The 19,242-nt window shown below is 53.5% G+C and carries 19 protein-coding genes and 1 rRNA gene; all 20 read right to left on the minus strand.

Annotated elements, in window-relative coordinates:
- Positions 1 to 196, minus strand: a 16S ribosomal RNA gene (locus ABE504_RS04260); the annotation flags it as partial.
- Between the two features lie 316 nt (positions 197 to 512).
- Positions 513 to 2,009: a lysine--tRNA ligase gene (gene lysS / locus ABE504_RS04265; RefSeq protein WP_430084990.1), complete on the minus strand. Its 1,497-nt coding sequence runs from the start codon at positions 2,007 to 2,009 to the stop codon at positions 513 to 515.
- A gap of 83 nt (positions 2,010 to 2,092) precedes the next feature.
- Positions 2,093 to 2,569 (minus strand): transcription elongation factor GreA, encoded by a 477-nt coding sequence (gene greA, locus ABE504_RS04270; protein WP_430084993.1) that lies wholly within the window; start codon positions 2,567 to 2,569, stop codon positions 2,093 to 2,095.
- A gap of 218 nt (positions 2,570 to 2,787) precedes the next feature.
- Positions 2,788 to 3,813 (minus strand): tRNA dihydrouridine synthase DusB, encoded by a 1,026-nt coding sequence (gene dusB, locus ABE504_RS04275; RefSeq protein ID WP_430084995.1) that lies wholly within the window; start codon positions 3,811 to 3,813, stop codon positions 2,788 to 2,790.
- Between the two features lie 17 nt (positions 3,814 to 3,830).
- Positions 3,831 to 4,043, minus strand: coding sequence for a helix-turn-helix domain-containing protein (locus ABE504_RS04280; RefSeq protein ID WP_430084998.1), 213 nt, complete (start codon positions 4,041 to 4,043; stop codon positions 3,831 to 3,833).
- A complete protein-coding gene (gene folK, locus ABE504_RS04285) occupies positions 4,025 to 4,546 on the minus strand; it encodes a 2-amino-4-hydroxy-6-hydroxymethyldihydropteridine diphosphokinase (RefSeq protein WP_430085001.1) in 522 nt (173 codons plus the stop codon). Before folK ends, ABE504_RS04280 begins: the two co-directional genes overlap by 19 nt.
- A gap of 2 nt (positions 4,547 to 4,548) precedes the next feature.
- Positions 4,549 to 4,911 carry a dihydroneopterin aldolase gene (gene folB / locus ABE504_RS04290; RefSeq protein WP_430085004.1) on the minus strand — a complete coding sequence of 121 codons (363 nt, stop codon included), beginning with the start codon at positions 4,909 to 4,911 and terminating at the stop codon, positions 4,549 to 4,551.
- Between the two features lie 37 nt (positions 4,912 to 4,948).
- Complete coding sequence (folP, locus tag ABE504_RS04295) at positions 4,949 to 5,773, minus strand: dihydropteroate synthase (RefSeq protein ID WP_430085007.1); 825 nt, start codon at positions 5,771 to 5,773, stop codon at positions 4,949 to 4,951.
- A 31-nt stretch (positions 5,774 to 5,804) separates the two neighbouring features.
- Entirely contained in the window at positions 5,805 to 6,659 is an 855-nt protein-coding gene (gene pabC / locus ABE504_RS04300; RefSeq protein WP_430085010.1) for an aminodeoxychorismate lyase, read from the minus strand.
- A gap of 7 nt (positions 6,660 to 6,666) precedes the next feature.
- Positions 6,667 to 7,248: an aminodeoxychorismate/anthranilate synthase component II gene (pabA, locus tag ABE504_RS04305; protein ID WP_430085013.1), complete on the minus strand. Its 582-nt coding sequence runs from the start codon at positions 7,246 to 7,248 to the stop codon at positions 6,667 to 6,669.
- A 32-nt stretch (positions 7,249 to 7,280) separates the two neighbouring features.
- A complete protein-coding gene (locus ABE504_RS04310) occupies positions 7,281 to 8,840 on the minus strand; it encodes an anthranilate synthase component I family protein (RefSeq protein ID WP_430085016.1) in 1,560 nt (519 codons plus the stop codon).
- Positions 8,841 to 8,998: 158 nt separating this feature from the next.
- Entirely contained in the window at positions 8,999 to 9,940 is a 942-nt protein-coding gene (cysK, locus tag ABE504_RS04315) for a cysteine synthase A (protein ID WP_430085019.1), read from the minus strand.
- Positions 9,941 to 10,054: 114 nt separating this feature from the next.
- A complete protein-coding gene (locus tag ABE504_RS04320; RefSeq protein ID WP_430085022.1) occupies positions 10,055 to 11,008 on the minus strand; it encodes a peptidylprolyl isomerase in 954 nt (317 codons plus the stop codon).
- Positions 11,009 to 11,104: 96 nt separating this feature from the next.
- Positions 11,105 to 11,971, minus strand: a complete 867-nt coding sequence (gene hslO / locus ABE504_RS04325; protein WP_430085024.1) for an Hsp33 family molecular chaperone HslO — start codon at positions 11,969 to 11,971, stop codon at positions 11,105 to 11,107.
- A 27-nt stretch (positions 11,972 to 11,998) separates the two neighbouring features.
- A complete protein-coding gene (locus tag ABE504_RS04330; protein ID WP_430085027.1) occupies positions 11,999 to 12,763 on the minus strand; it encodes a type III pantothenate kinase in 765 nt (254 codons plus the stop codon).
- Positions 12,760 to 13,635, minus strand: coding sequence for a carboxylating nicotinate-nucleotide diphosphorylase (gene nadC, locus ABE504_RS04335; RefSeq protein ID WP_430085029.1), 876 nt, complete (start codon positions 13,633 to 13,635; stop codon positions 12,760 to 12,762). The genes ABE504_RS04330 and nadC overlap by 4 nt, the downstream gene beginning before the upstream one ends.
- A 1-nt stretch (position 13,636) precedes the next feature.
- Positions 13,637 to 15,247 carry an L-aspartate oxidase gene (gene nadB / locus ABE504_RS04340; RefSeq protein WP_430085032.1) on the minus strand — a complete coding sequence of 537 codons (1,611 nt, stop codon included), beginning with the start codon at positions 15,245 to 15,247 and terminating at the stop codon, positions 13,637 to 13,639.
- Positions 15,248 to 15,354: 107 nt separating this feature from the next.
- Positions 15,355 to 16,293 carry a quinolinate synthase NadA gene (gene nadA / locus ABE504_RS04345; RefSeq protein WP_430085035.1) on the minus strand — a complete coding sequence of 313 codons (939 nt, stop codon included), beginning with the start codon at positions 16,291 to 16,293 and terminating at the stop codon, positions 15,355 to 15,357.
- A 317-nt stretch (positions 16,294 to 16,610) separates the two neighbouring features.
- Positions 16,611 to 18,566, minus strand: coding sequence for an ATP-dependent zinc metalloprotease FtsH (gene ftsH / locus ABE504_RS04350; protein WP_430085037.1), 1,956 nt, complete (start codon positions 18,564 to 18,566; stop codon positions 16,611 to 16,613).
- Between the two features lie 99 nt (positions 18,567 to 18,665).
- Positions 18,666 to 19,205, minus strand: a complete 540-nt coding sequence (gene hpt, locus ABE504_RS04355) for a hypoxanthine phosphoribosyltransferase (protein ID WP_430085039.1) — start codon at positions 19,203 to 19,205, stop codon at positions 18,666 to 18,668.
- Between the last annotated feature and the right edge of the window lie 37 nt (positions 19,206 to 19,242).

Raw genomic sequence — 19,242 nt, forward strand, 5'->3', positions numbered from 1 at the left:
TTCATGATTCTCTCATGCGAGAAAACCAGCTATCCGGTCTTAGCTATCGTTTCCGATAGTTATCCCGGTCTCAAAGGCAGGTTACCTACGTGTTACTCACCCGTCCGCCGCTAAGCACCGAAGTGCTCCGCTCGACTTGCATGTATTAGGCACGCCGCCAGCGTTCGTCCTGAGCCAGGATCAAACTCTCCATAAAAGAAAGGCTGAATAGCTCATTGACTTGCTAGCGAGATTTTTCAATCTCATTATGGTTGATTGCTCAACCGTTTTGCTTACTCACTCGTTGTTCAGTTTTCAAGGAACAATGCTTGTCTAACAACTTTCTCTCGAAAGCCGGAAGACCAATATATCACATCGAATTTCACTTTGCAACTTTTAATTTGAAGTTGTTTTTCGTGAATTCCGCGTTGCTCAGAAGCAACTTTTATAAGATACCACAGAGTCCCTACACTTTGCAAGTGCCAAATACAAAAAAAATCGAGGCACCCACCGGCGCCTCGATTTCACCTATTTTATTCGCCTGCACGCTCGCGCATCAGCGGGAATAACAGCACGTCACGGATGGACGGTGCATTAGTCAGCAGCATAACTAGACGGTCGATCCCGATGCCGAGACCACCTGTCGGCGGCATGCCGTATTCAAGCGCACGAATGAAGTCTTCGTCCATTTCGTGGGCTTCGTCATTGCCCTGCTCCTTCTCACGGAGCTGCGCTTCAAACCGTTCACGCTGATCGATCGGATCGTTCAGCTCGGTAAAGGCATTGGCATGCTCGCGCGCCACGATAAATAGCTCGAAACGATCCGTAAACCGCGGATCTTCCGGGTTCTTTTTGGCAAGCGGAGAAATCTCCAAAGGATGTCCATAAATAAACGTAGGCTGAATCAACGTTTCTTCTACGAAGGTCTCAAAGAATTGGTTCACGATGTGACCAAATGTCATATGCGGTTCTACAGGAACGTTATGCTCCTTCGCCAGACGGTGAGCCTCTTCGTTCGACATGTGCACGCTGAAGTCTACACCTTTTACCTCTTTAATGGCATCGACCATGGACACACGTCTCCAGCCCACAGCCAGATTGACTTCATGATCGCCATACTGAACCGTCGTTGTGCCAAGCACTTCTTGCGCAATATGCGCAATGACTTCTTCCGTCAGCTTCATGATGTCTTTGTAGTCCGCGTAAGCTTCGTACAGCTCGATCATCGTGAACTCCGGATTGTGACGCGTAGAAATCCCCTCGTTACGGTAGACGCGGCCGATTTCATACACTTTTTCCAAGCCGCCGACGATCAAGCGTTTCAAGTGAAGTTCGATCGCAATACGCATATGCAGCGGCATGTCGAGCGCGTTGTGATGCGTTTTGAACGGACGTGCGGAAGCCCCGCCGGCCACGGAGTGCAGCGTAGGCGTCTCCACCTCCAAGAAGCCCAGGGCATCCAGGTAGCGGCGCATCGATTGAATGATTTTGGAACGGAGAATAAACGTCTCTCTGACGTCTTGACTCATAATTAAGTCAACATAACGTTGGCGGTAGCGCAGCTCTACGTCGCTGAGGCCATGGAACTTGTCCGGCAGCGGCAGCAGGGATTTCGTCAACACTTCCAACGATTGCACTTTGATGGAGGTTTCGCCGGTTTTCGTTTTGAAGACCACACCCGTTACCCCGACAATATCCCCAAGGTCAAGCAGATCAAACGCCTGATATTTGTTCGCATCCAGCGCATCTTGGCGCACATAGATCTGGATTTTGCCTGTAATGTCCTGCAGATGAGCGAAGCTGGCTTTACCCATGCTGCGTTTTTGCATAATACGCCCCGCAAGGCTGACTTCGACTTCCGTCTCGTCCAGCTCTTCTTTGGTCCGATCCTGATAAGCGTCCAAAATGTCTTTCGCCGTGTGCGTTCTTACAAATTTGCTGCCGAATGGATCGACACCGAGATTTTGCAGCTCGTCCAATTTGTTACGGCGAATGACGAGCAGTTCGTTGAGTTCTACTTCCTGGGTCATAATTATCAGCTCCTGTATCGTTATAGGGTCGTGGTAACGGAAAAAAAAGCTTCCTCGAGGGAAGCTTTCCAAAAGGCGGCTTGTTACTTTTTAATATCAACAATCTGATACTGAATGACGCCGGCAGGAACGTTAACGTCAACGGTGGCACCCTTTTGCTTGCCGAGAATGGCTTTGCCCACTGGGCTTTCGTTCGAAATCTTGTTCTGCAGCGGATCGGATTCCGCGGAGCCTACAATCGTATATTCCACGAGATCGCCGAATTCCAAATCCTTCAGCGAGACAATTGCGCCTACGCTAACCGTATTTACATCGACATCCTCGTTATTAATAATTCGCGCATTGCGCAGCATTTTTTCTAAAGTGATGATTCTGCCTTCGATAAAAGCTTGTTCGTTCTTAGCATCCTCGTACTCGGAGTTCTCGCTGATATCGCCGTAGCCGATCGCTACTTTGATTCTTTCCGCAACTTCGCGGCGCTTTACCGATTTCAAATGTTCAAGCTCGTCTTCAAGCTTTCTCAAACCGTCTGATGTAAGTATGACCTCTTTTTCAGCCATGCCAACTGATCTCCCGTCATGTGAAAGATTTTCATATCGTTGAATCGATGCATCCTGCGAGGAGTTAGGTCTTTATAGAGCTGATTCAATTAGTATGAATTCACGTTATATAAAAAATTACTTACTCGTTAGTCTTTCAATATATGCAGGAACACATTAATATTGACTGATTATATTGCAACCGTTTCAAAATGTCAATGTCAACCATTAGATGGTGTTTAATGGAGGATTGCCGTCTCCACCGGTGCTCCAGCCTTGTCATCTGCAGCGTTTGTCACCAAATGATCAACGAAGTCGTTTAGTGTCCGCACCATGTCATCCCGCTTTACGTGCTCCATCAGAACGTCCTTGACGCGGGCAGCGCCAGTCAGACCTTTGAGGTACCACGCCATGTGCTTGCGCATCTCTTTGACAGCCACATTTTCACCCTTCAGGGCAATTAACCGATCCATATGCAAAATGGCAATGCGGATCTTTTCCTCCGGCGTCGGCTCGGCAGGCAATTCGCCGTTCTCGAGGTATTTCACCGTCCGGTACAGCATCCATGGATTACCGAGCGCGCCGCGTCCGATCATGACGCCGTCAACGCCGGTCATATCGAGCATGCGCTTGGCATCCTCAGGCGTGACCACATCCCCATTGCCGATGACCGGAATGGAGAGCGCCTGTTTCACTTCGCGGATGATGTCCCAGTCCGCCTTGCCCGTGTAGAGCTGCTCGCGCGTACGACCGTGTACACTGACGGCGCTGCCGCCGCCGCGCTCGACCGCTTTTGCATTTTCAACCGCGTAAATATGCTCGGCGTCCCAGCCAATCCGCATCTTGACGGTCACTGGCTTGCTGACGGCTTTCACAACGGTCGAGATCATCTCTTCAATTTTATCCGGTTGCAGGAGCCATCTGGCGCCAGCGTCGCATTTGGTGATCTTGGGCACGGGGCAGCCCATGTTGATGTCGATAATGTCAGCGTTCGTTTGCTGATCGACGATTCGAGCCGCTTGCACCAGCGTTTCCGTATCGCCGCCAAAAATTTGCAGACTAAGCGGCTTCTCCCGCTCATCGACATACAGCATTTCCATGGAACGCGAATTGCCGTGGACGATCGCTTTATCGCTGACCATCTCCGCACAGACCAGACCTGTGCCGAATTCTTTGGCAATAAGCCGGAAGGCCGGATTACATACGCCCGCCATCGGGGCGAGCACAACTTTATTGGGAGCTTCGACATTGCCGATTTTGAGCATCGAAGATTCCACTCCTTTCATCTTGCCGCGATGGCAAGCAGTTCTTCGGGTTCTATGTTAAGTACTTGGGAAATTTTTTGGATCATGTGAGTATCCGGCTTGCGGGTGCCGCGCTCAATTGCCCCCAGAATCGCAATCGAGACGCCTAGCAGATCAGCAAGTTCACTTTGGGTGTAGCCTTTCAATTTGCGGAAAGCGCGGATGCGCTGTGCTATTGAGCTTTTTTCCATAGGATGACGCCTTCCTTTCCTTCCAGTTTCTCCAGATTTGCAGAGATGGATTCAAATGCAGCATCTTGCCGCTCGTAGAGAACCTCCGTGAGAGGAACTAAAACAAAAGCCCGCTCCTGCATCCGCGGATGCGGAACGATCAAGTCGGGGGTAGAGAGCTGATGGTTGCCGTAGAGAAGTAAATCCAAATCTAGGGTACGCGGTCCCCAACGCAGTTCACGTGTGCGCCCCAGCCGATTCTCGGTGGCGAGCAGTGTCGCGAGCAAGGTTTCCGGCGGTAAATTCGTGTGAATTTGAATTACCATGTTCAAAAAAGCGTCCTGATCCACATAGCCGACCGGTTCCGTCTCGTAGATGCTGGAGCGCCCGGTCACGATTATGCCCGCTTCCGCATCCAACAGGCGGATCGCCTCCCGCAAGTATTGCTCGCGGTCGCCCATGTTAGAGCCCAGCGCTACATACGCTTTTATCGATTCTTCGTGTTCATGTGCTGCATCTGTCATCCTTATGCCCGCTTTCGGTTAATCTCGACGGTGACCCCGTCAAATAAAACAGCAAAGGGCGGATGCGGCTTGATGACGCGTACCGTCACTTCGTTGATACTAGTATAGTGATGCAGGAGCTCGGATGCAATGTTTTCCGCTAAAGCCTCGATGAGCTTGAAGGTCTTGCCTTCGACGATGTCTTTGACTCTGAAAAAGACTTCCCCGTAATTGACGGTGTCTTCAAGCGCGTCCGAACGGCCCGGCTTCTCCAGTGGAAGCATGAGCTCCACGTCGACATAGAAGCGTTGACCGAGCTTATTCTCTTCGGGAAATACCCCGTGATTGCCAAAAAACTGCATGCGGGAGAGTGTGATTTTATCCATTGGCGGTGTGCCTCCTAATTTTCAAAGACGATGCCTACTAAAGGGAACTGCGGACGATGGCGTCTGTCATGACGGCGAGCCGTTTCATTGCCTGCACATCGTGCACGCGCACGATGCCGCAGCCTTGGGCAATACCAAGCGCGACGGTCGCCGCCGTGCCCTCGAGCCGCTCCTCCGGCGGAAGGCCGAGCGTGAGGCCGATGACGCTTTTGCGGGACGTGCCCAGCAGGACGGGATAGCCGAGATCAACGAGAGGGCGGAGATGATTCATGAGGTAGAGGTTCTGCTCATAGGTTTTGGCGAACCCGATGCCCGGGTCTAAAATGATGCGCTCCGGCTTCACGCCGGCTGCGGTGGCTTGCTCGATCATGTGCTGGAGATCGGCCAGCACATCGGACAGGAAGTCCGTGTACGCCATATCGTGCCGATTATGCGTGAGAATGAACGGGCAGTCGTGCCGCTGCGCGACGGCCGCCATGCGGGGATCGGCGAGGCCGCCCCACACATCGTTGATGATGTGGGCACCGGACGCCAGTGCCGCATCCGCGACGCCCGCTTTATACGTGTCGATGGAAATCGGCACGTGGATTTCTCGTCTGATCGCTTCGATGACGGGAATGACGCGTTCGAGCTCTTCGTCCTGCGTGACTTTGGCTGCGCCGGGACGCGTGGATTCACCGCCGATGTCGAGGATGTCGGCGCCTTCGACCACCATTTGCCTCGCGCGCTGCACGGCTTTGTCGAGATCTATGTAGCTGCCGCCGTCCGAGAAGGAATCCGGCGTAATGTTCAAGATGCCCATGACGATCGTCCGATCACCGATGGGCAGTTCGTGTTCTTTGCAGATGAGCTTATGTTGCATATGCGTTTCACTTCCTGTATGGGTAGAAATATTACTTATACTGCGCCGTCAACTGGCGCGTTATCGGCCCAGGCCCTCCTTCGACAGTGATGGCCTGTCCACTCGGTGTGTACATCGTGCTAACGGGCACGATTTCCTGGACGGAGTTTACGAGGAACACCTCTTCGGCCTCCACCAGGTCCTCCCAGCGGTACAGCCCGTCCTGGATGGGGATGCCCAGCGACGATGCCAGCCGCAGGACATGCCCTCGCGTAATGCCCGGCAGAATGCCGGTCTCTAGCGAAGGCGTGTGCAGCATGCCGTCTTTGACAAAAAAGAGGTTGCTAACGATGCCTTCCGCCACGTAACCGTCTTCGCTCAGCATCAATCCCTCGGCCCCGACGGCCCAGGGGTAGAGGCTAAGCTCTCTTTTCGCCAAAATGTTGTTCATATAGTGAAAGGACTTGAACCGGTACAAGCCCTCCGGCGTGTTGCGGGGCAGCTTTAGCAGTTGCAGTGCCTTGCCGGCCGTATATACCTGCTCGTCTCGTGGAGGCAGCGGCTTGATGTAGATGATTTCCGTCGGCTTCGTATAATCGCGAGCTGGCAATCCCAACGCCTCGACGCCAGCGGACACAGAGAAGCGGATGTACGCATCTGTGAGGCCATTCGCCTGCAGCAGCTGCGCAATCGATGCGCGAACTGCCGATTCACTTGGCTCATAGGCGATGCCCAGCTCCCGGCAGCCGTCCGTCAATCGTTGCAGATGCTCCGGCAGAAGGAACGGCTCGCCTTGATACGTCCGGAACGTCTCGAACAACCCGATACCGTAAAGAAAACCGTGATCGTAAACCGAGACCACGGCTTGCTGCTCATCTTGTAAAGCGCCATTTATGCTAATGATCATAACAGCGTTACGCTCCTGTTTTGGCTGTGCGGCGCAAGAAGTTGCGAAGGATCTGGTGCCCGTGCTCCGTAATGATCGATTCCGGGTGGAATTGCACGCCTTCGATCGGGTACTCTTTATGGCGCAGGGCCATAATCTCGCCTTCCGCGGTCTCCGCGCTGATTTCCAGGCAGTCCGGCAAGGTTTCGCGCTTGACGATCAAAGAGTGATAACGGGTTGCGATGAATGGATTCGGCAGCCCTTCGAATAACGTTTTGCCGTCGTGGAACATTTCGGACGTTTTGCCGTGCATCAGACGCTCTGCGCGAATGACGTCCCCGCCGAATGCCTGTCCGATGGACTGGTGGCCAAGGCACACGCCGAAAATCGGAATGACACCTTTGAAGCGCTCGATCAGCGCAAGGGAAATACCCGCTTCATTCGGTGTGCACGGTCCCGGCGAAATCAAGATATGATCCGGTGCCAGCGCCGCGACGCCATCCAAATCGATCTCGTCATTGCGGCGTACGACGACGTCTTCCCCGATCTCCCCCAAATACTGCACGAGGTTGTACGTAAACGAATCGTAATTATCAATCACTAAAATCATTCTAAGCTCCCCTTTCGTCTGCCCCACAGGGCCTAAGCTCGGCTCATGCTCCGCTCGCTGTATTCGATTGCTTTCCACATCGCTTTCGCTTTGTTGAGGGATTCGGTGTATTCCCGCTCCGGCACGGAATCGATAACGATCCCCGCTCCCGCCTGAATATGCCCCATGCCCTGCGCCGCGACCAGCGTTCGTATAATAATATTAAATTCCATATTGCCGTTATAGTCAATCCATCCCATCGATCCCGTGTACGGACCGCGGCGCACCGGCTCGAGTTCCTCGATAATTTCCATGGTGCGAATCTTCGGCGCACCCGTGATGGTGCCTCCCGGGAAGGTCGCGGCGATGACATCGTACGCGTCCTTGCCCTCTGCAAGTTCTCCGACGACTTCGGAGACGATGTGCATGACATGGGAATAGTACTCGATGACCATAAAATCTTTCACACGCACCGACCCGTATTTGGAAATACGACCAAGGTCGTTGCGCTCAAGGTCGACGAGCATGACGTGCTCGGCGCGCTCTTTTTCGTTGTCGATGAGCTCGTCGGCCAGGCGCAGGTCATCCTGCTCGTCCTTGCCGCGCGGGCGCGTGCCGGCGATGGGGCGGGTCCGCAGGATCCCGTCCTCGAGCTGCACGAGCAGCTCCGGCGAGCCCGAGACGAGGGCAAAGTCCGCGAAGCGCAGGAGCCCCATATAGGGCGACGGGTTGACGAGGCGCAGCGCCTCGTAGATCTCCTCCGGCGTCGTCGTGAGACGCCGGCTCTGCCTGACGGACAGGTTGACCTGGAACACGTCACCCTGTCCGATATACGCCTGAATGCGCTGCACCGCCGCAATGTAGGCGGCTTTGTCGAACGCCGGCTCGATGCCGGCGATGGTTTCGACGTCGATGTGCAGCGCTTCGCGCCCCAGCGCCTGCCCTTCGCCGCCGCCGCTGAGCGGCGTGCCGGACCAGCCCGCGGCGCGCAGCGCGTGCCAGCGAACGAGCATCGCTTCGGCACGGGCGTGCGCGGCTTGGTACAGCCCCACGAGGGTTTCCTCGTCGCGTGCAGCGTCCACGTCAATCGCCGTGTGGACGGCGATGTACAGGCTTTTGTCCGTGTGGTCGAGCACCCACACCTCGTCGTACTGCGCGAAGCTGTAGTCTGGGATCGGCAGATCGTCCGCCGCCTGCTCAGGCAGCTTCTCGATCGTGCGGATGACATCGTAGCTCCAGTAGCCGACGCAACCGCCCGTGAATTTCGGGGCACCCTGCACGTTCGGGCTCCGGTAAGGGGCCATCCACGCTTTGACGACGTCGAGCGGCTTGCCGTGCACAGGGATGACCTGCGACTCCTGTCCGCCTAGGCCTCTCTCCCGCACTTCTCCAGCCAGCCCTTTTCCCTGAATCGTCGAAGACGGCTGCAGCCCAAAGCATGTATAGCGACCGCCCTTGCCACTCTCGAGAATAAACGACGTCGGCGACGCGCTCCGCCACGCTTCCTTCCACGACTTCATCCGGTCATCCGCGAGACCCAATTTGATGATATACGGCAGCATTGAATAGGAAGCGGACCACATCCGCCATTGTTCCATCGTTGTTAAAATCATACGCACTCCTTACCTTCCATCCGCACCTATAGGTCTGTCCGATGGATTGAACCCGGTTCGTCGGACAGACTCCAGTTTGTCCATTAGTATACGCTAACGGTCGACAGAAAAAAAGCCCCCAAGCCACAAGGCCGGGGGCATGTTCACGATCGAAATTCTTATTGCTCTTCGAATTGGTACAAAGGCGTGGACAGGTAACGCTCACCGTTACTTGGCAGAACCGCGACGACGCGCTTGCCTGCGCCAAGCTCTTTCGCCACTTGCAGCGCGGCGAAAATCGCTGCACCGGAAGAAATACCGCCAAGGATGCCTTCCTCTTTCGCTACGCGACGGGACATTTCGAACGCATCTTCGTTCTCAACGGTGATCACTTCATCATAAATATTCGTATTCAGAATGCTTGGTACAAAGCCTGCGCCAAGCCCTTGAATTTTGTGAGGGCCAGGTTTGCCGCCGGAAAGGATCGGGGAAGCCGCTGGCTCAATCGCGTAGATTTTGATATTCGGGAAGTTTTCTTTCAGCACGCCGCCGGCGCCTGTGATCGTACCGCCCGTACCGATACCTGCGACAAAGGCATCAAGTTTGCCGTCATAGCTGTTAATTGCTTCAACGATTTCAGGACCTGTCGTTTCACGGTGGATTTTCACGTTCGCCGGGTTATTGAATTGTTGCGGGATAAAGTACGATGGGTTCTCTGCTTGAAGCTCTTCCGCACGTTTGATCGCGCCTTTCATCCCTTCTGCCCCTGGTGTCAGCACCAATTGCGCGCCATAAGCGCGAAGCAGGTTGCGGCGTTCCAGAGACATCGTTTCAGGCATAATAAGGATTGCTTTATAGCCTTTTGCTGCTGCTACCATCGCAATACCGATGCCCGTGTTACCGCTCGTTGGCTCGACGATTGTGTCGCCCGGTTTCAATCTGCCTTCTTGCTCAGCAACTTCAATCATGGAGATCGCAATACGGTCTTTGACGCTAGACCCTGGATTCTGATATTCAAGCTTCACATAAACTTCTGCGCTTCCTTCCGGCACAACGCGGTTTAAACGCACAAGCGGCGTATCGCCAATCAAATCCGTAATGTTCTGAACTAATCTTGCCATAATTAAATTCCCCTCCAGATGAAATAGTGATGATTTCCGAGTTAACAGGTCGGCTTTAATACTTTTAATATTATCAATGCGCTTACAGGTTGTCAAATTATTTTTGTTACCGTACTAGCGCAGCTGCGCATCCAGAATGCTGACCTTCCATTTTGCACGCAATTGGTTTACGTAATCCTTGAGTGGAGGCGCCTGCTGCAAAGCCAACTCCCGCCGGACATTTTCCTTGATAAAAGCCATATCAGGATTCGGCTGATCCCGCTTCTCCTTGAGGCTCACCACAGCAAACCCTTCGGCAAGCGGCACCGGCTTGCTCACTTGGCCGACTTTCAGCGTCTTTGCGGTTTCCAGCACGGCTGCATCCACGAAGGGGTCATCGCCGACCACCCAACCTAAATCCCCGCCGTTATTGTTCGTCGCATCATCCAGCGAGCGATCGCGGGCCAGAATGGCAAAGCTTTCGCCCTTCGCCAGCTCGGCGAGCACTTTATTCGCCTGATCCTTGGTCGACACAATAATCTGCAGGATGTGATACTCCGTCTTCTGCTGAAATTCATCGGCATGCGTCTTGATGTAATCATCGATCTCGGCGTTCGTAATTTGAATCGGCAGCGTCGCCAGTTTTTCCAATAAAAGCTTGTTTGAGGCGTCCTCTTGAATCTCCTCTTTGGACATCCCCAGCTGCGTCAGCATAGCCTCATAATACTGCTGTTCGCTCTCGTAGCCCTGCTGCATCCGTTTCAGCTCACGCGCCAGTTCCGCAGCATCCACAGAAACACCTTTCTCCTTCGCCTCCAGCTGAACGACTCCGCGATCCAGCATTTGCCCCAGCTGCTCGGCACCATAGTGGCGCTTCAGCGCCGCTTCCAAATCGTCCATCGTGATCTCGCGGTCTCCGATTTTGGCGACGATCTGAGCTCCCTTGTCCTCGGCCTGGTGCTGATCAGGCGTCGGTGTCGGACTCGTTAGGGCTGGGCTCCCGCCACGGCTGACCAGCAAGGATGCAAGCACGAGAATAACTACCGCCAACGCGATAATGACGCCCCACAACCGCTTTACGTTCTGCATCCTGTTTCCCTCTTCTATTTCCATATTGCTGCTCTCGCTAGCAGTGCCGCTATGCAAGGCACATCATGCGCCTCCGAAGCCGTGCGATGCCCATGGTTACTGCTCGATCATGCGCTGCAAGTTCTTCTCATCAAATTGATACGCCTCGTTGCAAAAATGGCATACCACTTCCGCCGAACCCTCTTCGTCCAACATTTCTTGCAGTTCCTGCTTGCCGAGCGAGATCAGCGTCGTCTCCACCCGTTCCCGGCTGCATTTGCACTGAAACCGGACGCTCATCTCATCCAACTTGCGGAAGGAAGGCAGCACTGTTTGCAAAATTTGCTCCAGCGATAACCCTTGACCCAGCATATTGGTAAAAGATGGGATTTGGGCGAGTTCCCCTTCAATCTCGCTAATTTCGCTGTCCGTAAGCCCCGGCAGCAGCTGGATGACGAAACCTCCTGCGGCCAGGATCGAATGATCCACATTCACCAATACGCCGAGCGAGACCGCGGAAGGCGTCTGCTCCGACATGGCGAAGTAGTACGTAAAGTCTTCCGCCAACTCTCCGGATAGAATCGGCACGCTGCCTTTATACGGCTCTCTGAGCCCCAAGTCTTTCGTTATGTATAAAAAGCCATCCGTGCCCACAGCCGCCGACACATCCAGCTTGCCGTTCGCTTTGAGCGGCGGGTCGACCTCCGGATTGTCGACGTAGCCGCGCACATCACCTTTGGCGTTCGCATCGACGACGATCTGGCCGATCGGCCCGCCGCCTTTGACTTGAATGATCAAATGCTCATCACCTTTGAGCATTGCGCCCATCAGCAGCCCCGCAGCGGCTGTGCGCCCAAGCGCCGCCGTTGCCGTCGGCGTTGTTTGATGACGGCGGCTCAGCTCATCGGTGAGCTCCGTCGACTGCACGGCAAACGCGCGTATGCGCCCATCAAGCGCAGTCCCTCGAATCAAGTAATCGCTCATTGCTTTGTCCTTCTTCCTTTACCCAACCTAGGCATTCTTCTCGTAAATCATTTGCAGGCCTTGCAGCGTAAGAAGCGGATTCACAATCTGAATCGTCCGCGACTCGCTGGAGATGAGCTCCGCCAGCCCGCCGGTCGCAATGACCGTCGGATTCACGTTAAATTCCTTCTTCACCCGCTCGACGATACCGTCCACTTGGCCGACATAGCCGTAAATAATGCCCGCCTGCATCGCGGCAACCGTATTGCGGCCTACGACGCTCTTAGGCTTCACCAATTCAATGCGCGGCAGCTTCGCCGCCTTCTGATACAGCGCCTCGGTTGAAATCCCGATGCCTGGGGCAATCGCACAGCCCACCAGTTGCTGTGACGGATCGATGTAGTCGTACGTGGTGGCGGTGCCGAAATCGACGATCAGGCATGGCGCTCCGTACAGTTCCAGTGCAGCGACCGCATTCACGATCCGATCCGCACCAACTTCCTTCGGATTGTCCACCCGCACGTTGAGCCCCGTTTTGATCCCGGGCCCGACGATGAATGGCGATCTTTTCAGATAGTGTAGACAGAGGTTCTCCATTGCATGCATCAGCGGCGGCACAACAGAGGAAATAATAACGCCCTCCACTTGATCGAACGTGATGCCGGAATGCTGGAACAGACTGTGCAGCAGCATGCCGTATTCATCCACGGTAGCCGAGCGATTCGTGCTAATGCGCCAGTGGTGCAAAAGCGTACGCTTATTGTAGAGGCCCAGCACAATGTTCGTGTTGCCAACGTCAATCACCAGGATCATAGAGCCGTCTCCTTTTGCTCGTTCAGATCCAGCGAAATGTCCAAAGCCTCGACCGAGTAAGTCAGGCGTCCCACTGAAATGACATCCACACCGCTCTCCGCCATCCCGCGAATTGTGTGCAGGTTCACGGAACCCGAGCCCTCTACTACAATATGCGGCGCTTTGCTTTTAATTATGGAAACCGCCTCTTTCATCCGATCCGGCGCCATGTTGTCGAGCATAATGATGTCCGCGCCTGCGGTCAGTGCCTCCTGCAGCTGCTCAAAATTCTCCACTTCCACTTCGATCTTCATCGTGTGGGGGATCTGCACGCGCGCTGCGCTTACCGCTTGCGTAATGCCGCCTGCGCCTTTAATGTGGTTATCCTTGATCATCACCGCATCGTACAGACCGAAACGGTGATTATGACCACCGCCGACGCGTACTGCGTATTTTTCTAAAAGCCGATGGCCCGGCGTCGTTTTCCGCGTGTCGACAAGCCTGGTCGGCAAGCCTTCCAAAGCTTCCACGTATTGACGCGTTCTGGTTGCGATGCCAGACATACGCTGCATCAAATTCAAGCTTAGTCTCTCGCCAAGCAAAATGCTGCGCGTGTTCCCCTCCACAACGGCCAAAACCGTCCCTCTAGATACAGACGATCCTTCAGCCACTTTTGTTTCAAAATGAAGCGAAGCGTCGACGACACCGAACACTTCCCGCGCAATCGGCAGCCCGCAGACGATACCGTCCTCTTTGACGTGGATAATCCCTTTGGATACTTGATCCAAAGGGATTGTTGTGAGCGTCGTCACGTCGCCTGTGCCGATATCTTCTTTCAGCCAGAGTCGAATTTGTTCCCGTACGAGTTCCATATTGATATTGATGTCCTGCATCCTAGATCCACTCCTCAATCCTAGCTTCCCCACGCTTGAAAACGATATGCTTCTTCCACTGGGCATCGTCGCGCTCCGGGAAATCCTCCCGGTAGTGACCGCCGCGGCTCTCTTCCCGCGTGAGCGCCGCCGTCGTCGTCAACAATGCGACATTGAGCAAATTTGCAAATTCATATTCTTCGCGTTTTGTCATCACAGAATCAAAAATCGACAACTGACGCGCCAATTCCTCATATCCCTTTTGCAACCCTTTCGCCGTACGCTTGAGACCTGCACAACGCAGCATCACCTTCTGCAGCTTGAGCCGCTTCTCCACGACTGCTTGATTGGAAATTTCCTTTCTCGGCGCATCGGACTGCGAACGAATCTGAATATCGCCCTTGAGCGGCGGAAGTTCTTGAATCCGTTCAATGATTCTGCGGCCGAATACAATGGCCTCCGACAACGAATTGCTCGCCAGCCGGTTCGCCCCATGCACGCCCGTGGACGACACTTCGCCGCAAGCGAAGAGTCTGCGAACAAGCGTTTCCCCGTGCAAATCCGTTTTGACGCCGCCCATCATGTAGTGCGCAGCCGGTGCAACCGGAATCCAATCCGTACTCATATCCAAGCCATAATTGAGGCAAAATTCATAAATGGTCGGGAACCGATGCTTGATCAGCTCCTCCGACTCGTGCGTAATATCAAGGTAGACAAACGTTGAGCGGCATGCCTCCATCTCGTCAATGATCGCGCGCGCCACAATGTCGCGCGGCGCCAGCTCGAGCTGCGGGTGATAACGCTCCATGAAGCGCTCTCCCTTGATGTTACGGAGGTAGCCGCCTTCGCCGCGCACCGCTTCGGAGATCAGGAACCGGGGCGCGCCTGGGTAGCAGAGCGCCGTCGGGTGGAATTGGATGAATTCCACATCCTGAATCTGCGCACCTGCCCGATGTGCGATGGCAATGCCGTCACCTGTCGCAATGTCCGGGTTGGTCGTGTAGCGGAACAGCTGTCCCGCCCCGCCGGAGCAGAGCACGGTCGCTTCGCCGCGAACAAAAACGCGCTGGCCGCTCGGTTTCTGGACGAGTGCGCCGTAGCACTCGCCGTCTTGGGTAATGAGGTCGATGACGAAGTGATCGTCCCAAATCTCGATATTCGGATCCTGCTTCGTCCGCTCCGAAAGAGCCCTTACAATCTCCGCGCCGGTCGCGTCGCCGTGGGCATGCAGAATGCGCCGCTGGCTGTGCGCCCCTTCCTTGGTCAGCGCAAACTCGCCGTTTTCCAAGTCGAACTGGGTGCCCATGCGAATCAGGTCCTGCACGCCGTTCGGACCTTCATGTACGAGAACGTCGACCGCCTCCGGCGAACAGAGCCCTGCGCCGGCGACGAGCGTGTCCTGCATGTGATACTCAGGCGAATCCTCGTCGGAGATGACCGCCGCGATCCCCCCCTGGGCATAGCGGGTATTGCTGTCGAGCAGCGACTTTTTCGTAATCATCAGCACCTTCTTGGTCTCGCTTGCGCGTAAAGCCGTAAAAAGGCCCGCGATCCCGGCGCCAATCACGATGACATCTGTATGTATATGCGGAATTCCATCTAAATCTACATCCACGAGGTATCTTGGAATCATGCCATCCACCTGTTCTGTCCCATTCCAGCAAGGGGCTGCGCCGACGAATTGCAACGCTTTACCGCTCTGCCCGGGTAAATTTTGACTAGACAAGAGAGTAGCGCATGCTACTTCACTTGTAACATGCGCTCTAAGGACAATCGTGCTTTATCGGCGACATCTTCCGATACGTAAATCTCTGGCTGCATCGTTTCGAGGCATTTCACGATTTTCTTGAGATTGTTGACTTTCATATTCGGGCATACCAGATACTTGGTCGCAAAGTGGAACTTCTTGTCGGGACTGTCGAGGCGCAGTTGATAGCCCGTACCGTCTTCCGTGCCGACAATGAACTCCTGGCAGTCGGATTCTTTGCAGTATTTGATAATCGCCGTCGTACTGCCGACGAAGTCGCCCATCTTCACAACTTCAGGACGGCATTCCGGATGCACGACAAACTGTGCGTTCGGGTACTGAGCTTTCATTTCCTCGACATCTTTGACGGTCAGCATATCATGCGTATTGCAGTAGCCTTCCCAGATGATGACTTTTTTGCTTGTGAATTTTGATACATAGTCGCCCAAATTTTTATCCGGTACCCAGATAATCTCGTCCGAGTCAACGGAATTGATCACTTTGATCGCATTGGCCGACGTACAGCAGATATCGGTTTCAGACTTCACATCAGCCGAAGTATTGATATACGCAACAACTTTGGCATTCGGGTGCTGACGTTTGAGGGCACGAAGGCCTTCCACATTCACCATGTCAGCCATTGGGCAACCGGCGCGCTCGTCGGGAATGATCACCGTTTTATTAGGAGCCAGAATTTTCGCGCTTTCTCCCATAAAATGAACCCCGCAGAACACGATAACATCCGCTTCGGTTTGCGCCGCTTTTTGCGCCAGCAAGAAGGAATCGCCGCGGAAATCGGCCACTTCTTGAACTTCGTCACGTTGATAATAATGAGCCAAAATAATTGCGTTGCGTTCTTTCTTGAGCTGCAGCAGGCGCTCCTTGAGTTCCCTATTCTGCTCCGCCTTACGTTCTAGTGCCAAGGCCTCCATAGTTGCTTCCTCCACCTAGTCCAGGTCGTCGATATAATCGTAATTTATTTGAAAATAGTATGATCCAAATGAGCCAATTTAACAATCGAATCGTGACATTGCCTCAATAGGGACATCTTCCCACCGAGCCTTGTGATCGTGCTTGATCTCTATTTGAAACATTTTTCACAATGCTGTGCCGATGGTATGGCGTTTTAAAGATTTACAACTAATTTACACATTCTCACATCCCCTGTCAATGCGCAAATCCAGCGAAAAAACAAATAAATCCGGGCACACAGGACGTGTACGCCGGATTTACGAGTTGGCGGTGCATGTTACTCTTCGGTAGTATCGGATTTGGAGTCTTTCGCTTCCTTCTCCTTGTCGAACTCCAATTTATTGCTTTCGTTGGCTTGGTTTTGGCCTTGAATATTCACTTTGAAGTCTTCGTCAAAGCTATTCAACTTGCCATTCTCCAAAAGCGAGATAATCTCGTCTTTATCGAGTGTTTCTTTCTCAAGCAGCGTTTGCGCAATGAGGTGAACTTGATCCCCATGCTCTGTCAGGATCTGACGGGCACGTTCGTAGCAGGTGCGGATGAAGCTTTGCATCTCCTGATCGATCTCGTACGCAATCGCGTCACTGTAGTTCTGTTCGTGACCGATGTCGCGGCCCAGGAACACTTGACCTTGCGAGCTGCCGAATTGCATTGGACCGAGCTTATCGCTCATCCCGTACTCCATAATCATCCGGCGTACGATGCCGGTTGCTTTCTGGAAGTCACTGTATGCGCCAGTACCGATTTCGCCGATATACAGCTCTTCGGAAACACGGCCGCCCAAGAGGCCTGTTACTTTATCCAGCAATTCGTTCTTCGTCTGCATCATGCGGTCTTCGCCCTCTTTGGGGAGCATCATGACATAACCGCCTGCGCGTCCGCGAGGAACGATCGTTACTTTATGCACCATATCCGCATTCTCGGCATGATAGCCGATAATCGCGTGGCCGGCTTCGTGGTAAGCCACGATCCGTTTCTCCGTCTCGGAGATAATGCGGCTCTTCTTCTGCGTACCGACGATAACGCGGTCGAACGCTTCTTCGATTTCCGCCATCGAAATATCTTTGCGATTGCGGCGTGCGGCAATCAGGGCTGCTTCATTGAGCAGGTTCTCCAGATCAGCGCCTGTAAAGCCTGTTGTATAGCGGGACAGGGAATCCAGCTTCACGTCTTTGGCCAGCGGCTTATTGCGCGCATGCACTTTCAGCACCGCTTCACGGCCTTTGATGTCCGGACGATCTACCGTAATTTGACGGTCGAAACGACCAGGACGCAGCAAGGCAGGGTCCAGAATGTCCGGACGGTTCGTTGCCGCGACGATGATAATGCCTTCATTCGCACCAAAGCCATCCATTTCTACGAGCAATTGGTTGAGCGTTTGCTCACGTTCGTCGTGACCGCCGCCTAGACCGGCGCCACGTTGACGGCCAACCGCATCGATCTCATCGATAAAGATAATACAAGGCGAATTCTTCTTCGCATTCTCGAACAAATCACGGACACGGGATGCGCCGACACCGACGAACATCTCCACGAAATCCGAACCGGAGATGGAGAAGAACGGAACGCCCGCTTCGCCTGCAACCGCTCTGGCAAGCAGCGTTTTACCCGTTCCCGGAGGACCGTTCAGCAGCACGCCTTTCGGAATGCGCGCACCGACTGCCGCGAATTTGCGCGGATCTTTCAAGAATTCGACAACCTCAATCAGTTCCTGCTTCTCTTCATCCGCGCCGGCAACGTCCTCGAACGTCACGCGCTTCTTCTCTTCATTATATAAGCGCGCACGGCTCTTGCCGAAGTTCATCACTTTGCCGCCGCCGCCCTGCGCTTGATTCAACAAGAAGAAGAACAAGATAAAGATAATGACGAACGGAATAATCGACGTAAGAAAGCTGATCCATACGCTGTCGCGTTCCATCGGACCGTATTCTTCCGTCGGCACGCCATTCGCTTCGATCATTTGCACGACCATCGTCTCATAAGGCGCGTGGGTTTCAAACGTTTTCTTGTCCGCACCATTCGGCGGTGTAATGTACTTCCCTTTAATGGAGTACGAATACCCGTCGAACTTCAAGGATACGGACTCTACATTCTTGCTAGTGACCGCTTGACGGAATTTATCATACGTGATTAATTCCTTCTGTTCATTCTGGGTCGAGATAAAATGAACGATCCCCACTGTAACCAAAAATATGAGCAAATAAAAGCCGGTATTCCGGATAATTCGATTCATGGACGAGCCTCCTCTCAAACGGCACACTTTTTTTATTTTACCATATCCCGGTAAAGCGCTACAACTTTGCAGAAGCGATGCACCAAATGGGATATAGCGTTAGCTGCTGTAGACTTCAGGTTTTAAGATGCCGATAAATGGAAGGTTCCGATATTTCTCTGCATAATCCAGCCCATACCCGACGACAAATTCGTCCGGAAGCTCATAGCCTTCGTAATCCGGCTCAAGCTCGACCGTTCTTCTAGCCGGTTTATTGAACAAGGCCACCACAGAAATCGTCTTCGCATTGCGACGTTCAAGCACATCTATGAGATAGCTCAGCGTAAGACCGCTGTCGATAATATCTTCGACGATCAGAATATGACGTCCTTCTACAGGCACATCAAGATCTTTGATAATCTTCACAACACCGGACGATTTGGTCGACTGTCCATAACTCGATACCGCCATAAAGTCGATTTCCAGCGGCACACGTATTTGCTTGACGAGGTCGGCCATGAAGATAAAGGCGCCTTTCAGCACGCAAATAACCAACGGATTCTTGCCTTCATAGTCGGCGGACAGCTTCTCACCCAGCTCTTTGATTTTGCCTTGAATTTGTTCTTCGCTGTAAAGAACATCTTGAATGTCGTTGTACAAGGATGAACCCCCTAGTTAATATTATGAATCCTTATAA

This window comes from Paenibacillus oryzisoli (assembly GCF_050467285.1).
Lineage (GTDB): Bacteria > Bacillota > Bacilli > Paenibacillales > NBRC-103111 > Paenibacillus_E > Paenibacillus_E oryzisoli_A.

What these genes read in the sequence shown, in the direction of transcription:
- ABE504_RS04320 (WP_430085022.1), bottom strand. Translation starts at nt 11,008, where the DNA reads ATGCAGAACGTAAAGCGGTTGTGGGGCGTCATTATCGCGTTGGCGGTA.
- greA (WP_430084993.1), bottom strand. Translation starts at nt 2,569, where the DNA reads ATGGCTGAAAAAGAGGTCATACTTACATCAGACGGTTTGAGAAAGCTT.
- folK (WP_430085001.1), bottom strand. Translation starts at nt 4,546, where the DNA reads ATGACAGATGCAGCACATGAACACGAAGAATCGATAAAAGCGTATGTA.
- hslO (WP_430085024.1), bottom strand. Translation starts at nt 11,971, where the DNA reads ATGAGCGATTACTTGATTCGAGGGACTGCGCTTGATGGGCGCATACGC.
- lysS (WP_430084990.1), bottom strand. Translation starts at nt 2,009, where the DNA reads ATGACCCAGGAAGTAGAACTCAACGAACTGCTCGTCATTCGCCGTAAC.
- cysK (WP_430085019.1), bottom strand. Translation starts at nt 9,940, where the DNA reads ATGGCAAGATTAGTTCAGAACATTACGGATTTGATTGGCGATACGCCG.
- dusB (WP_430084995.1), bottom strand. Translation starts at nt 3,813, where the DNA reads ATGCTCAAAATCGGCAATGTCGAAGCTCCCAATAAAGTTGTGCTCGCC.
- folB (WP_430085004.1), bottom strand. Translation starts at nt 4,911, where the DNA reads ATGGATAAAATCACACTCTCCCGCATGCAGTTTTTTGGCAATCACGGG.
- ftsH (WP_430085037.1), bottom strand. Translation starts at nt 18,566, where the DNA reads ATGAATCGAATTATCCGGAATACCGGCTTTTATTTGCTCATATTTTTG.
- nadA (WP_430085035.1), bottom strand. Translation starts at nt 16,293, where the DNA reads ATGGAGGCCTTGGCACTAGAACGTAAGGCGGAGCAGAATAGGGAACTC.
- ABE504_RS04330 (WP_430085027.1), bottom strand. Translation starts at nt 12,763, where the DNA reads ATGATCCTGGTGATTGACGTTGGCAACACGAACATTGTGCTGGGCCTC.
- nadB (WP_430085032.1), bottom strand. Translation starts at nt 15,247, where the DNA reads ATGATTCCAAGATACCTCGTGGATGTAGATTTAGATGGAATTCCGCAT.
- ABE504_RS04310 (WP_430085016.1), bottom strand. Translation starts at nt 8,840, where the DNA reads ATGATTTTAACAACGATGGAACAATGGCGGATGTGGTCCGCTTCCTAT.
- pabC (WP_430085010.1), bottom strand. Translation starts at nt 6,659, where the DNA reads ATGATCATTAGCATAAATGGCGCTTTACAAGATGAGCAGCAAGCCGTG.
- nadC (WP_430085029.1), bottom strand. Translation starts at nt 13,635, where the DNA reads ATGCAGGACATCAATATCAATATGGAACTCGTACGGGAACAAATTCGA.
- ABE504_RS04280 (WP_430084998.1), bottom strand. Translation starts at nt 4,043, where the DNA reads ATGGAAAAAAGCTCAATAGCACAGCGCATCCGCGCTTTCCGCAAATTG.
- folP (WP_430085007.1), bottom strand. Translation starts at nt 5,773, where the DNA reads ATGCAACATAAGCTCATCTGCAAAGAACACGAACTGCCCATCGGTGAT.
- pabA (WP_430085013.1), bottom strand. Translation starts at nt 7,248, where the DNA reads ATGATTTTAGTGATTGATAATTACGATTCGTTTACGTACAACCTCGTG.